Annotated in this window: 12 protein-coding genes; 1 reads left to right on the plus strand and 11 read right to left on the minus strand. The window is 58.3% G+C overall.

The genetic code is table 11. The features are described 5' to 3' along the window. From P8Z34_07410 to P8Z34_07440, 7 genes are all read right to left on the minus strand, one after another. Window positions 1-595, minus strand: a 595-nt coding sequence (locus P8Z34_07410) for a UbiA family prenyltransferase (GenBank protein ID MEJ2550492.1), incomplete at its 3' end; no start/stop codon positions are given. A 20-nt stretch (window positions 596-615) separates the two neighbouring features. After that, window positions 616-1,518 carry an SUMF1/EgtB/PvdO family nonheme iron enzyme gene (locus tag P8Z34_07415; GenBank protein ID MEJ2550493.1) on the minus strand — a complete coding sequence of 301 codons (903 nt, stop codon included), beginning with the start codon at window positions 1,516-1,518 and terminating at the stop codon, window positions 616-618. Beyond that, a complete protein-coding gene (locus P8Z34_07420) occupies window positions 1,515-2,990 on the minus strand; it encodes a hypothetical protein (protein ID MEJ2550494.1) in 1,476 nt (491 codons plus the stop codon). The genes P8Z34_07415 and P8Z34_07420 overlap by 4 nt, the downstream gene beginning before the upstream one ends. A gap of 78 nt (window positions 2,991-3,068) precedes the next feature. Then, a complete protein-coding gene (locus tag P8Z34_07425) occupies window positions 3,069-3,845 on the minus strand; it encodes a hypothetical protein (protein ID MEJ2550495.1) in 777 nt (258 codons plus the stop codon). 56 nt (window positions 3,846-3,901) lie between these two features. Then, window positions 3,902-4,306: a hypothetical protein gene (locus P8Z34_07430; GenBank protein ID MEJ2550496.1), complete on the minus strand. Its 405-nt coding sequence runs from the start codon at window positions 4,304-4,306 to the stop codon at window positions 3,902-3,904. Further along, complete coding sequence (locus tag P8Z34_07435; GenBank protein MEJ2550497.1) at window positions 4,303-4,599, minus strand: BON domain-containing protein; 297 nt, start codon at window positions 4,597-4,599, stop codon at window positions 4,303-4,305. The genes P8Z34_07430 and P8Z34_07435 overlap by 4 nt, the downstream gene beginning before the upstream one ends. Window positions 4,600-4,694: 95 nt before the next feature. After that, on the minus strand, window positions 4,695-5,411 hold the full coding sequence (locus tag P8Z34_07440) for a Crp/Fnr family transcriptional regulator (GenBank protein ID MEJ2550498.1): 717 nt from the start codon (window positions 5,409-5,411) through the stop codon (window positions 4,695-4,697). A 286-nt stretch (window positions 5,412-5,697) separates the two neighbouring features. On the opposite strand from P8Z34_07440, the gene P8Z34_07445 reads away from it, so the two are divergent. Further along, entirely contained in the window at window positions 5,698-6,411 is a 714-nt protein-coding gene (locus P8Z34_07445; protein ID MEJ2550499.1) for a hypothetical protein, read from the plus strand. Between the two features lie 72 nt (window positions 6,412-6,483). On the opposite strand, the gene P8Z34_07450 is transcribed toward P8Z34_07445, so the two are convergent. From P8Z34_07450 to P8Z34_07465, 4 genes are all read right to left on the minus strand, one after another. Beyond that, window positions 6,484-8,550, minus strand: coding sequence for a glycoside hydrolase family 3 C-terminal domain-containing protein (locus tag P8Z34_07450; GenBank protein ID MEJ2550500.1), 2,067 nt, complete (start codon window positions 8,548-8,550; stop codon window positions 6,484-6,486). A 62-nt stretch (window positions 8,551-8,612) separates the two neighbouring features. Then, on the minus strand, window positions 8,613-9,356 hold the full coding sequence (locus P8Z34_07455) for an alpha/beta hydrolase (GenBank protein ID MEJ2550501.1): 744 nt from the start codon (window positions 9,354-9,356) through the stop codon (window positions 8,613-8,615). A gap of 230 nt (window positions 9,357-9,586) precedes the next feature. Further along, window positions 9,587-11,839, minus strand: a complete 2,253-nt coding sequence (locus tag P8Z34_07460) for a hypothetical protein (protein ID MEJ2550502.1) — start codon at window positions 11,837-11,839, stop codon at window positions 9,587-9,589. A gap of 484 nt (window positions 11,840-12,323) precedes the next feature. After that, the gene (locus P8Z34_07465) at window positions 12,324-14,408 is read right to left on the minus strand and encodes a hypothetical protein (protein MEJ2550503.1); all 2,085 of its coding nucleotides are present in this window, start codon (window positions 14,406-14,408) and stop codon (window positions 12,324-12,326) included. Between the last annotated feature and the right edge of the window lie 237 nt (window positions 14,409-14,645).

The following is a 14,645-nucleotide window of genomic DNA, read 5'->3' on the forward strand; positions in this document are numbered from 1 at the left end:
CGGCGGCGCGGTAATCGCCGCTGTAGCGCATGGCGAATGTCAGGATGTGCGTGGGGATCCAGAACAGGACCGCCAGGGCGAACAAGATTCCGACGCCGTCGACTGCGCCCATGCCGTAGGCGCGTCCGGCCAGGATGGGCATGCCGCCCGCAACGCCGCCCCAGACGATGCTCCAGGCCGTACGGCGTTTCAACCACAGTGTGTAGACCACGACGTCGAAGAACCACCCGCCAAAGACGATCAGCCCATAGAGTGGATCCATCAGCGCGGCCATCCCCACGCCCACGACTGAAATGACCAGTCCGAGACGCAGCGCCTCAGCCGGGGCCACGCGGCCGTCCGCCAGCGGACGGTGGTGGGTGCGGTTCATCACCGCGTCGATGTCGCGGTCGTACCACATGTTCAGGATCGTGCTGCCGGCGATGGCCAGAAACAGGCTGACCGCCAGGAAGAGCAGCGTGTCCCAATGCAGCACCGGACAACGGGCGCTCATGTAGCCGGCAAGACCGGTGGAAAGCAGCAAGCTGGTCTGCAGGGACTTGGTCAGCGGCCAATACAGCCGCAGCCTGGTTCTGAGGCGTTGGAAGTATCGCATCACGCCCTCCATAGCAGCCTTCATCTAGCCTCGCGAGCACAGCGGAAGCCGACAGCGGGACTGAAGTATTCCGGTGCGGCGTTGTTGCGCACCCAGAGGCGCAAATCCATATCGTACGAGTCCTTCGAGCCGCCGCGCATGAAACGGTAGTGCATCCCTTCGTAAACGTCCCCGGTCCACTGCCACACGTTGCCGGCCATGTCGTACAGGCCGTAGGGGCTGGCCGAGTCGAGTGTAGCGTAGCCCGCGTAGCTGAGTCCATTATAGAACCCAACAGGGCTGGTGCGCGAACCGAAACTGCTCATGTCCTCGAACGGGTCGCGGCTGGCGTAGAAATTGGCGTTGTTGCGGGCGAGTGCATCGCCCCACGGGTAAGGTCGTCCGTCCGTGCCTCTTGCTGCCTTTTCCCACTCCAGTTCCGCCGGCAAGCGCCAGCCGGAATAGCCGCAGTACGCCCGCGCCCCGAACCAGCTCACGTTGGTCATGGGGTGATTTTCGTAACCCTCTCTAACCTCGAACGTGCCGCCGTCGAAGGTGAAGCGGGAAGCCGGATCGTCCAGCGGGACGACCAAGTAATCCCCCGCCGGAATTTCCACTTCATGCCGGGCGCCGTGAAACACATCACCGGGATAATACCCCACGATTTTCTCTTCCGCGATCTCGAGCGTGCCGTCGGCCAGCGCGGCGTTGAGGAAATCGACGTACTGCGCCACGGTCACGTCGGTGACCATGATCTCGTAGTCGTAATCGAGCGCCAGCGGATCGTCGAACTGCCCGGAAAGGAATTCGCCCGCCGGCACCACGGCCCAGGCGTCGGGATCGACGCCCGTATCGTAAACGGGAATGGGCGCATCCAGATCGACCGAACCGCAGGAGGCCAGGAGAACGCTCAGCAGCAAACACGTCGTCGGCATGCGTTTCATCCCCCCACCTCCGCCGATAGTTCGTGGCCGGCTTCTTCCGTCCAGCGCCCCTTTCTTTTGAACAGATCCAGCAGGCGCCAGATCATGGCCAGCGCCAGGACGACCAGCAGCATCCCCAGGCCGAAGTCGACGAGCAGCATGACCGTGTTGACCAGCGGCTGCTGGGTGGCCTCGGGGACGAACAGGCGCTTCATCTCGAAAGTCGTGCCGGCGGCAAAAGCCAGGTCCGAGAGGACGACGATCGACCAGCCGTACAGTTTGCGGACCCTGCCCTTCAGCCCGATCATGTCCCCGTAGTACAGCAGGATGATGGTGGCGACGATGGCCGAGAGGATGTGCCAGTGTCCGGTCAGCTCGATGCGTTCCTCGCGCGCCGGCCAGACGCGGAAGATCTCGTCCAGCCGTACGGCCATGAGGATTCCGATCCCACTGACGGTAAAATTCATGTACACCATCTGCCACAGCGCGCCGAATTTGAGCGGATCGCGCAGCAGCGCGCCGAGTTTCTGCCGGAAATTGGGCTTCGAGATTCCGGCCACCCCGCTGCGGATCAGCTTGTCCCAGCCGAAGATCACCAGGCACAGCGCCGCCAGCATCGACGGCGTCGCCCCGACGTAGATGATCATGTGGGCGACCGGTTCCAGCGGCGTCACCACGCCCCATACTCCCAGGTTGAGGATAATCGTGCCCAGAATCATCAGGGGCATGGCGAGTTTGTGCAGCAGGCCCTTGAAATCCAGCCAGCGGCCGACGATCAGCGTGAGCATGATGGCGATCAGCGCCAGCATGATGTGCAGGTGGCCGATGACTGAATACTGCAGCGTGGTCTTATCGGGGTAGCGGATGATGTTTTCGGCCAGCATCACACGGAAACCGTTGCCGAAATATGAACCGGGTACGGCGCCAAAACCGGCCGAGATCACCGTTGTGAGCGCCGCGGCGAAAAAAGCGACCCGCTCCAGATCCACACCCCGTTTGGTGCGGGAATAGGCGTTATCCGCCTGGTAGTATTCCTCCCGCCACGGCCACAGGGCGACGACCAGCACGACCCCCGCGAAGAAGACCAGGGTCAACCCTGCGATGTATAAACCGTGCAGGGGCCAGCTGTGGCCCCAGTAGGCGAAGCCCATGCCGAAAACCATGGCCGTCAGGTAGCCGCACGTGACCAGGGCGCGTACGGCGGTTCGGTAGAACTGATTCATTTTCAGCAGGCCGGTGATCATGTAGGTTTCGATGGCCACCACGGCCATGGCGATGGAATGGTAGAGGATGATGATGCGGCCCTCGCGCTCCGCCGGAACCAGGTTCATATTAAACGCCCGCACCACGACGTCGCGCACGCCGAACTCGGCCATCGGCCCGGAGAGCATGCCGAAGATCGCCGTCTCCAGTGCGATCATGGCCACGGCCACGAGAATCAACCCCTTGGTGGACTTGAAAAGGTAATTGAAGCGCGCTTGCACGAACTGCATCGGCAACTCCTTGCCGGTTATCTCAATCTCGATCCTGGACGCTCGGCCCGTGAATTCTCGCCCATATTTTGCTCGCGCTTACGCCTCGGCGCCAGTCAGCCGCTCCCACAGGTTGGGCCAGAAGAATACGATCACGAGGCCCAGGCAGGTGATCGGTGCCAGGGCGAAGAGCGAGAAACGCCCCAACTGCTGTGCGGTGGCGACGGCCAGCGGAATTCCCACAACCAGCTCGGTCAGCCCAGCGCAGACGCCCAGGATCCACACCCATTCCTTGGGTTTCATCAGTACCGCCACGGTGACCACGGCCCAGGCCAGCATGGCCAGGAAATGCAAATGCTGCACCAGGGAGAAGATCGGCGTCCCGTGGGTGATGATGCGGCTGGTGCTGGCGATGCCGTTCATCCAGCAGAAGATGTAGGCGATGCCGGTGAACAAAGCCAGCAGCGTCCGGCTCCAGGATACCTTCCCCACCGATCTCATGAACAGGAAGTACAGCAGCACGTACGGCCAGAAGAGGATGAAGTACACCGGGGGCAGGCCTGCGGCCATGTAGGGTACGTTGACGAACCAGCTGCCCAGCAGGGCCGGCACGATGGCGATCACGGATAGAAAGAAGGCCCAGTTCTTCCCCTTAAAGAAACCGTAGGCGCTGACGGCGAACAGCACGCCGGCAAGCATGCCAAAATTCGCCAGGATCGGATGGATATAGCGTAAAAGGATTTCGCATCCCGGTTCGGCCGACGGCGTGTTCATGCCCTTCACGTACCAACTCATGAAGAGCACGTAATGGCCGATAATGCCCATCAGGGCTGCGATACTGGCCAGGATGCCTCCCAAACGGTTGTTGGTTTTCATTTATTCGCTCCTTTTCTTGAAGTCATCAGTGGCTTCTTATGTTTCATGCAAGAAGGTTATTGAGAACCTTCGCTCGTATGACAAACGGCACAACCCTTGTAGTAAGCGGTGTCGTTGTGTGCGGCGACGTAAACGACGGTACCCGGGTCGATCGTAAGATCGCAGTTATCGAGGAAGAAAGGGCCCTGCTCCTCGTCCCATTCCGCGACTTGAACGTCGCAGGCCACGTAGATGGTCCCGCGCCAGGTATCGTTGCAGAGAGGGCCGTGGATCACCCGATCCACTTCGACCGTCTTCCCTCCGATTTCGGCCAGCGTGGGTGTGGGAACCGGCTCGGCCGGATCCAGCGGAGGAAACTGCGCCGGATCACTCACGTGTCCGACGCTGTCCGGGGGGCACACATCGGCCTGGCAGGCCGAGAGGCACAACATCACGAGCAGGAGCGCAACACTGGGCTTCACGGTGAATCATCCTTGGGATTCGGAGATAAATCCAGGTTGACGGTTCTGGATGGGTTTGGGGCTCCGGGGGCTTCGATGCGGTTGACGATGCCGCGCACGCCGGGGATTTCCCGGGCAAGATCTTCTGCCATGCTGCGTTTGGCCAGCGAATCGACCTCGCCGGCCAGATGAGCGATGCCGTTCAACACCCCAACGCGCACGTTGGTGGAAGCAATGCGACTCTCAGCCGCGAATTTGGCCAGGATCGCCGCTCGCAGGTTTTCGTCAGGAATGAAATGGGCCAGTTCCGTCATCGTCCCTCGCTACAATCTCAGAACTGTCCATTTCAGTGTATACGCAGATTGTGTTTTTGAGAACGACTTTTATCGTATCCGTCGATCGTTAAAAGCTACCATTCGCCGCGGGCTGCCAGTCCCGCCGGATCGAGGATGACGATCTGGTGCCGTTCGACGTGCAGCAGCTTCTCGTCTTCCAGTGTCTTCAGCGCACGGCTGAGTACGTCGCGCACCGTGCCCAGGCGGGTGGCCATCTCGTCGAACGTCGTCCAGGTGCGGCGCGGGACCACCAGGCGATCGCCTGCAACGCCGGCGTGCTTCAGCAGCGTCTTCGCCACGCGTGCTTCCACGCTGCGCAGCGAAAGATCTTCGACCAGGCCGATGAAGTAGAGCACCTGTTCTCCCAGCCTGCGGATCACCGCCATGGCCAGCTGCGGATGCCGATCGATGAGGCACAGGAAATCCGCTTTCTCGATCGCCCACGCTTCGACGGGTTCCAGCGCCACGACCGTGCCGGGAGAGGGGGTATCGGTGAGTAACGCCACGTCCCCGAACGCCTCCCCCGACTCGAGGAACCACAACGCCTGTTCGCGCCCCTCGGGGGACATGCGCGTCGCCTTCACCCAACCCTTCTCCAGAATGTAGAGGGATTCCGCCGGCTCCCCCTCGAGGTAGATGACCTCATCCGCGGCGAAGCGGCAGAACGTCGCCGCGCAAGCGATGGCGGTCTTCACCTTCGGCGGCAGCTCCGTAAAATGGCGCACCTGACTCAGGGTCTGCCTGACCCTGTTCAGACGCTGCGAATCGGAAAGTGAAGCGGAGGATGTCATCTGTTGATTTACTTTGCCATGCAAGTCGTGTGAAAACTATATCCGTTCTGGATTTTGGTGCAAGCTTGCGTTTCGATTCTGAATAAATCTAGCTCCAAGATATGTTCAAGTTCCACCCAGCCGGGTGGTTTCCTCCCATCGAATGCGCAGCACCATTTGGCCGACGGTGTATTTATGTACCATATCGCGACGGCACCCGAAGTTGTAGAATCGTTGGTGATAGCTATCACAATTCTTCTTCAAATTGAGTGTGGAATCCTGACCTGCACGTTCGTGGAGAGGAAAAATGAACCATAGAAAAGAATTCACGTGGCTATTCGTCTTTTTCCTGATTGTCGGCGCCGTATTTCTGGCGGGCTGCGAAGAAGATGAAAAGAATGGGGAAGGATTTACAATCCCTACTGTTACTTTCACGGCGCAGTATATAAGGAACACGATCCCACCGGGCCCAAGAAGGAACACGCTCGCACCTTCTCCTTCAGCCACAGCTTCACTTACGCCGACGATCCCTTACTATGGTTGTCCCACCGACCCGCCGCTGGTTACCGTGCTGGTCAACAGCTTCTGCCGCAGCGGCCCCTCGATCGACTACGATAAATTGACCACTTTCACCCCGGGCTCCCAAATCCCTCTCGCCGGCTACTATCGGCAGAAGAACGGCACCATCTGGTGGAACGTGATCCGGCCGGATACGAACACCGACTGCTGGATCTTCGAGGATTTGGTGAGCGTATGCATTCCATTGGACGACGTCCCCTTACTCACACCACCGCCCACACCCACCCCGCGCCCGCTGCCAGGTGGCGGTGGAGGAGGCGGCGGGCTGCACTGCGATCCCCTGGCCCACTCCGAAGCGGCGTGCGGCGATGGAGCCTGGGACGATGATTATCACGAATGTGATTGCTCGGTGCTGTGCGGCCACTTCGGGGATCAGGCATCCTGCGAGGCGCATTCGACCTGGTATTGTTCCTGGAACGGGAGTGCATGCGTGGTGCCGTAATCGCAGCGGAAGACGAAATCCGTTCGAATTTGTATACATACGTTCCTTGGATTTCCATTCTGCAAGGAATAACTACAAAACGATCTTTGCTTTTCGCCGCATCGCATCCGCGCTGCTGTTGCCCACGTAGAAGGTGTACGCCTCGCCCAGGACCCACTGCGTGGTATCTGGATTATAGAATCTAAGGTCTTCTTTTTTCACACAGATCGCGATATTCTTTTTCTCCCCTGCCTTCAATACCACGCGCCGATATCCCTTCAGGAGTTTCACGGGACGATCTCGATCGGCGCCGTTTGAACCGGCGTACACCTGGACCACCTCCGCGCCCTCTCGATCCCCACTGTTTTCCACCTCCACACTTACCCGAATGACGTCGCCCTCGTCCACAGCTTTCAGATTGTCGATGGCAAAGGTTGTGTAGCTCAGCCCGAACCCGAAGGGAAAGGCCGGCCGGATGCCCTCTTTATCGAACAGCGTATAGCCGTGATAGTACCCATATTCGATCTCGTACGGTTTCTGCCCGATCTCCAGAAAGGGCGGATAATCTGTTTCATCGCGTGCGATGGTGAAGGGCAGTTTCCCGGACGGATCGACCCGCCCGCTGAGGATGTTCGCCAGCGCGGTTCCACCCTGTTCGCCGCTGTAGTAGTTCATGATGATCGCATCGGCGGATTCTTTCCATTCCTCCACGATGATGGCGCAGCCGCCGAAGAGCACCACGACGACTTTTTTACCCGTCTCCTTCATCGCCCGGATCAAAACGACCTCCCGATTCGAGAGACGCAGGCTGGTCCGGTCGCCGCCGCTGTTCTTCGGTTTCTCGTCCCGGCTGTAGCTGGTGTTTATCAGATATTCCCCCTCCTCGAAGCGATTGCTTCCGGCGCAGATGACGATCACATCCGAGTCCAGCGACGCCCGGATGGCTTGCGCCACGTCCGTACCCTGCGATAGAGTCACCCGCTCGAAGACGTTCTTCAAACCGGCATACGGCGTGATCACGTTCTTGCTGAACACGCGGCTGCTGCCGTGGTCGCCGACGTTCTCCTCGTCAGCGTAATCCCCGACGACCGTTACTGCCGAGGCTTCGCGTAAAGGCAGGACGCCTTCGTTACGCAGCAGCACGATACCCTTCTCGGCGGCTTCCAGCGCCAATTCCCGGTGTGCAGGAGATGCAACGACACTTCGATCTCTGGGTTTGATCTCGGGAACCGTGCGGATCAGAACCGAGAGGATGTTCTTAACCGCCCGGTCGATGTGACGCATGTTCAGCTTTCCGCCGCGCAGCAGTTTGGGGATCTTGCGGTAGCGCCAGGTGAACATCATCTCCACATCGCAGCCTGCGCGCAGGGAATGTTCCGCATCGTGGATGCCCCAGACGAAATCCGAGAGTACGAAACCGTCGAAGCCCCACTCGTTCCGCAAGATATCGGTCAACAATTTTTGATTTTCGCAGCAGTAGAATTCGTCGTAGCGGTTGTAAGCACCCATCATGGACAACGCACCGGCCTCGACGCATTTCTTGAAATGCGGCAGGTACACCTCGTGCAGCGTGCGCTCGTCGGTCGTGACGTTGACGTGAAAGCGCAGGTCTTCGATGCTGTTCAAGGCGTAATGCTTGGGGCAGGCGATCATACCTTCCTCCTGCACCGCGCGCGTCAGCGCCGCCCCCATGCGTCCCAAGAGAAACGGATCCTCCCCGTAACTTTCCTGGCTCCTGCCCCAACGCGGATTGCGCACCAGATTGATGCAGATACCGGCAAAGTAATTCGCTCCCTGGGCGATGGCTTCCGCGGCGATCATCTTGCCCACGCGGTATTCCAGATCGTCGTCGAACGCGGAGGCGCGGCACATGGAAACCGGCAGGCAGGTGCTGTTGCCCATCACCACGCCGCGCGGGCCGTCGGTAAACAGGATCGGCGGAATGCCCAGGCGTTTGCAACCGCCTGCAGGTATGGGTTCGTAGTTGTACTGCCGCCGATGAAAGATCATGTTCTTCAGGCTGGTCAACATACCCCGGCCGGAAAGCATGTGGATCTTTTCCTTCTCGGTCATATCGGCCACCAGGGCATCGACCTGCCGGTTCAAGTTTTCTTTGGTCCTGTCGCTGTGGTAACTTTCAACCGCAGTCTGGAAGTTCATCCTCGTTCTCCCATTTTATATGGCATCACGTTGAAGTTGCATTGTCTTCATCCTGCATGCTTTCACAGCGTTTTAAGAAATCCCGATATGGCCCGCAGGGCCGCATCCTTCTGCTCGATATGCAGCAAGTGACCGACCCCCTCCAGCCGCACGTGTGTGGGATCGTAGAGCAGCGCCAGACCTCGTTCGACCTCCGCATCCGTCAGAATCCCGCCGGCGTTCGGATCGGCCTGCAGCAAAAGCACCGGACAGCGAATCGACGGCAGCAACAGCGCCGCCTCAAATCCGGCCGCCGCGCTTTCAGGATCATCGATCAGGGTGGACAACATATCCGGGTCGTTAAAATACAGATTCTGGGCGACCCATTGATTACCTACCTTTTCACGGATCTTTTCCACCGAATGTTTTCCGCCGGCGAGATCGCGCCAGACGATAAGGTCTTCCCGGCTATGCTTCAGGTGCGCTAGCCAACGGGCGGCCGTCAGCGGCGAGTCCCCCACTACAACAGCACGGATTTGATCCGGGCACTGGGCGGCAACGAGCAGCGCCACCATGCCGCCCAGCGAGTGCCCGAAGATGATGGCCGGTTCCGACACCCGCTGCTGCAGGAAGGCGATCATATCATCTGTATAATCCTGCAGGCGATACGCACCGGACACGCGTCCAGATCTGCCATGGCCGCGAAAATCCGGCGCATACAGATGCCAATCCTCTGCCAGGTCCGGCATGATCGACTCGAAGCTTTGCCAGCCGTTTGATCCACCGTGCAGCAGCACCAGCGGCGGACCGCAAGCCGGTCCTTCCACATAATGGATCGTTACGATACCTGTGTCGAATGAGTACTGGGATATATCTATCGGCATTTTTCAGATTTTGAGTGGATCAACGGGGACGCCATCCGCGGATCGGTTCTGTCCCAGACCATACTTGACAATAACCGAGACGGATAAAACGCGCCACTCACATCTGCAGCCCGATTCTCTCGATGCGGAAATTCATTCGGGCGGCTGTTTAATTTTAGCGTGTCTGTAGATAACTACGGCGGAGTGACGCCAAATATGCCCGTACCGCTGGTGAAAACGATCTGCCCGGTCGCCGAATCGCAGTCCGCAGCCAGGCCGTCGAAGGCGAAATCGAAACCCAGCAGCGTCAGCGTACCGTCCGGCTCGAGGCGGCGCACGGCGTTGAAGCTGGAATAATTTACCGGCAGGGATTCTCTACCGAGGCTCTCGACGGTATAAATCCGCCCATCCGGGCAGCTTGTCAGAGTCGCCAGGGTGATGCCCGGGTCCGCCTGGGTCAGATCTGCGATTTCTTCCCAGGCTGCACTCGCGGCATTCCAGTGGAAGAGCCGGCGCGGATAGGAAGCAGCGGGATCGTCGCGGTGAAAGAAGGCAATGGCGTAAAATTCGCCTTCCGGGGTGATCGCCAGGGACACATTTTCACCGCCGGGAATCCCATCGATGACAACCGGATTTCCCTGCTCGTCCAACGACATGACGCGGCTGCAATCATCCCACCACGGCAGGTCGGTTTGGGGATGGACGGTGATCGAAAACGGGAAACACTCGGGGCGATAGTATTCTTCGAACGTCCCATCGGCCGGATCGAAACGAAGAATCTCGCCGCCGGCGCTCGTGTCCCCCAACACCAGATACCCATTCCCTTGAGAATCGAAAGCCATGGCGCGTTCCATGCCGTAGGGCACGGTCGTGACTGGCTTCAGGGTTTGCGGATCTGCAACGCGGTAGATCGTCGTCTCGCCGTTGGGCTGGTTGTCCCCAAAGGCAACGTAGACGGCGTCGCCGGGATTCGCAGCCAAGGCCCAGGAGTTGCTGGTGACCTGGTAATACACCTCGACGGTTTGTGCTTCCAGATCGACGGCATACACGTCCGTGTTGGGATGATACATCAGCAGGCGTCCATCGGGCGCAAATACACCCGCCTCGGAAAGGTTTGCATTTTGCAGCCAGGGAATGGAAGAAACCGACCCATTCTGCAGATCGATGACGTCCACACCCGTCCAATTCGTCACGTAGAGCAAGCCGTCGGGTCCAAAGGCGAGCCACGGCTCCGGCCCGTAGCCCGAGGCGAGCTGCGTGAGTTCACCCGACTCGGAAACCTGCACGACGGCGCCACCCGTGAGAGCAGCAACCTCGCCCTTCGAACTGACGGCGAATTTCCGTCCAAAGACGGCATCCGAAATGAGTTTGACCTTGCCGTCCGGATCGATGCGAGTCAGACCGTTTTCCATAGCGTAAACGCTGCCATCCGGGCCGGCTTCCAGATTGCGGTTGCCGTTCGGAGCGACGATGCGCGCCGTACCATCCGGATCGACCCGATAGAGGCGGCCCCCATCGCGGCTGGCGAACCACAGGGCGCCATCTGTCGCCGCGATTCCGGTTTCAATCACAACGCCAGGGCAGCGGAACACCACTTCGATCGACCCGTCCGGTTTCAACTCGTAGATCGAATCCCCGCCGTCCGTCACCGCCAGGACGCGGCCGTCCGCGCTGCTGCGCACCCACCAGGGAACGAATTTCGCCTGCCAAAGCATTTCAACTTCCGTGCCCGGCTCGGTGATCGTGTATCCAAGATTGACCGGGGAACCCTCGCCCTCACAAACCCCCGGCGAGGACGGAGAATGGGAAGCCTGTGCAACACTGTCCGATTCGGGTTCCAGTTCGTCTACGGTCTGAGCAGTTATCTCGTGAACTACATCCCCCGAGCGGTCGCCCAGAAACGTCTGCACGTAGATGTTCTTAACGGGTCGGTTTCCAATCGCCGCGAGCGGCATCTTCACCTCGATCACCTCGGCCTGCGCCGCGGTCACGCCATCGAGGGGCTCCATTCCATCGGTTATGGGGAAAGGCGCAAAGACCGCCTGGTTTTGATCCGGCCAGACGCTGAGTTGGTAGTCTCCCTCGCCACCATCCACGTCCAGGAGAATATCGTAGTGATCGAGCGCACCATCTTCGTGCAGGGAAATGAGCAGATAGAAGTATCGATCGTTGCTGAACGCACGTACTTCAGCCAGGTCGGGAGAACCCGGCACCTGGTCGCCGGACGGATCGGAAGCGGCCACATCGTAACCCGCCCAATCGTCCATCTTCCCGTCGATCGTAATTCGAGTGCGCGACGTTTCTGTTGGAGTCACGGTTTTCGTGGGTGAGGTAGAAGTTGAGGTTGGCACCGGCTCCGGTGTGTTCTGCGGCTTGGCGCATGAAGCTAGAAAGCCAAAAGCGAGGACAATCGCTACGAGCGTATTCATACCGACAAATTTCTTCACGACAATCTCCTTTGTATACCAATCGAAATAAAGAGCTCTCCCTTTATAAACGTTACATTTCTTCCGGGAACGCATCGATTCGTAGCATACAAGGTGAAGAAGACGTACACAAGCAGGAATGAGTACTATAAATGATGGTATTGGAATCGTCCGTAGAGCCCGACTCCGGTAACTCTGCGCGTGTATGCTGGAATGCACTAGATCATGCAAGCCGAACGATTAGAATAGGTGGAGTTCTTCCGGTGGAATACGTCGAAAGCGAGTGGATCCATGAAGCGCCAAGATTACATCTTCATGAAAGGCACATCTGCCATCTTCCCGATCGTATAGAGTGTGACGATCTGAGTGAGTTATTCCAATACTACAGATAACGCCACTCAGCGCGTAGCACGATCTGCTTTATCAACGGATCTGACTGCCACCTGTTTTTCTTCAGATTCCACAGAACCGACACGCCTGCACCGTCAGCCGTCAGGTATTCAAATCAACGCATGCACACGATACGCTGGTCCGTCCAGCCCTCGATAGTGGGATTGTGCGCCACAAAATCCAGCACACCCCAACTATCCGCATATCCTTCGGTCCAGACACAGTATGCATCGTCCTCCCAGTCCGTAAGGTGCGGATCGATGCTCTCGTTCCCGGAGATATCCATTTCGCCCAGGACATCCAGGCCCGAGATGATGTAGCTGACCTGCGAGCCGGTGACGGTATTGTCGCGCAGCGTGAGGGTGCCTCCAGCAGGAATGTATCCCCAGGTGCGGCAGAACGTATCGGTATCACACAGCGCACCCTCAGGCGCCGGGGAAAAGATGGAGCAATCCTCGGCGATGCCGTACGTTGCCGGCGCAGGATTTCCCATGCAGCCGTTCGCCCAGGCATGCACACCCAGGACGATGCCCGCGTGGATGCCGCCGCAAGTCGGGTCGGCCTCGTTGACGATCTGGTTGCCCGTAACCTGCAAGCCGGTGATCAACCCTAACGTGTTGGGGCCCATGACGATCCCAGCAAACATGCCGTAGTTGCCGGGGCGCGCCCGGACGATGTTGTCCGCAATGACGATATCGCGTCCACCGAAGGATGCGATCCCGACATCGGAGGCGTCCACGATCAGATTGTTGGTAAGCCGGTGCGCCGGTCCCACGAACGTCATGCCGTCCGACCAGGCAGAAACGGGGTCATCCGGATCGGTCATCGCACATCCCGGCGCATGCACGTGTTCTCCGGCGGTGTCGACCGTCACTGAATCGATGCGGTAGTTCGCACCTGAAAAGTAGAACGCCGTGCCGCACTCCGTGTTCGACAAGATCACATCTTGCACGATCATCCCCGTGCTCCAGCGATCGGGATGGGCTTCATAATCCTGTGCGGGGTCGGAATGATCGACTTCACCGCCGAAATACAAGGTGCCCGGGTTACACCAGGGATCACCGCCGTTTTCCGGAGAACATTCAGGCAGCCACGAGCCCCAATTGTCGTTTTCGCCCTCTGCGATGGCTTGATTCTGCCCTGGAAGGCGGTCCCCCGTGCATAGGCGTTCCGCACGGTTGCCATCGAGGTCCAGGTGTTGGAGGGTAATATTGTCGATCAATCCATGGTCATTGACAACCGAGCGCGGCAGCAGATGGACAACAAACCCTTTCAAATCGGCCGTGGCCTGGAGCAAAGCATGGTTGTCTTCATCCGTCGATTGAAACGTCAGGTCGCTCTTTGCATCCGGATACACTAAAAAGATGGTTTTGTCGATCAGATATCCCTGATAACCCGAATCATCCACACCGGAGGTGAAGAGAATGGTATCACCGCTGCACGCATAACTGATGCAGGTTTGAATGGCATCGCTGTCCGGTTGGTCGTCGTACGGATTGGCGCCACAAGAATCCACGTTGACTTCGATGGGACCCGTTGCGTTCGACCCTTTACGTACCGCAACCCTGCGGAAGGTTTCTGCGCCATCGCCCGAATCTGATATGCGAAAGTCTGCGTCTTGATCGCGGTTGGCGAAGAAGGCGTCGCAGATCGGAATTTCGACCGTTTTGATTTCTCCTGTTCCAGTTTTGATGACCATCCTGGTATCTTTGTATTTTCCGTCCCCGTACGGTCCGCCACTTTGCGCATCGTACTGGATATTAAAGGTATCCGTTCCCTCATCGAGATACTCGATGACGAACACAACCCGCGACGTTGGAGAACCTTCATAAAGGAATTCATCATCCACACGGAATTGGATGTAGTAATCCGGATCATTGTTCCCGTCGTTCGATAAGAGGGGTGATCCATTTCCAGAAATGAAACCGTTTCCACCTTCGTCGGGCAATGCCATCGTGCGAGTATCATGATCCCCACCGGGAACGATGCTCAGTCCAGCGTACGCTTCCTGAGGTTGATATGACACTTCGTCGCCGAACACATCTTCGGTGGGCGTAATCGTTGGCGTGTCCGTCGGCGCGGTCAGCGGCGTATTCGTATTCGTCGAAGCTGGTTGTGTATTCGTTGAAGAGCCGCAGGCCGCAGCAAGAAGTCCAAGGCTCAGATACAGAAACCCTTTCACTGGCAACTCTTTTAGCATAGGTCATCTCCTCGGATTTTGTGTACGCATTGAAGGTAAAATCGTCTGGCAACAAGTTACAGGCACACGTCTTGCCGGCAGCATCGTTTTATCAAGACCATGTTAGCCAAACTTGAACACCACTACGGAAGATATTCTCGAGTGTTTGCTTGGCGCAGGATTTCGATACTCGTTTACTCATTTTATATATAGATACACCATCGCACAATATTGCCCTTCCTCTTTAGTGCGCGACTA

It is taken from the genome of Anaerolineales bacterium (genome assembly GCA_037382465.1).
Classification (GTDB): Bacteria; Chloroflexota; Anaerolineae; order Anaerolineales; family E44-bin32; genus WVZH01.

Bases quoted from the DNA above. Each gene is read 5' to 3' on its own strand.
- P8Z34_07415 (MEJ2550493.1), bottom strand. From the start codon at position 1,518: ATGAAACGCATGCCGACGACGTGTTTGCTGCTGAGCGTTCTCCTGGCC.
- P8Z34_07420 (MEJ2550494.1), bottom strand. From the start codon at position 2,990: ATGCAGTTCGTGCAAGCGCGCTTCAATTACCTTTTCAAGTCCACCAAG.
- P8Z34_07425 (MEJ2550495.1), bottom strand. From the start codon at position 3,845: ATGAAAACCAACAACCGTTTGGGAGGCATCCTGGCCAGTATCGCAGCC.
- P8Z34_07435 (MEJ2550497.1), bottom strand. From the start codon at position 4,599: ATGACGGAACTGGCCCATTTCATTCCTGACGAAAACCTGCGAGCGGCG.
- P8Z34_07440 (MEJ2550498.1), bottom strand. From the start codon at position 5,411: ATGACATCCTCCGCTTCACTTTCCGATTCGCAGCGTCTGAACAGGGTC.
- P8Z34_07445 (MEJ2550499.1), top strand. From the start codon at position 5,698: ATGAACCATAGAAAAGAATTCACGTGGCTATTCGTCTTTTTCCTGATT.
- P8Z34_07450 (MEJ2550500.1), bottom strand. From the start codon at position 8,550: ATGAACTTCCAGACTGCGGTTGAAAGTTACCACAGCGACAGGACCAAA.
- P8Z34_07465 (MEJ2550503.1), bottom strand. From the start codon at position 14,408: ATGCTAAAAGAGTTGCCAGTGAAAGGGTTTCTGTATCTGAGCCTTGGA.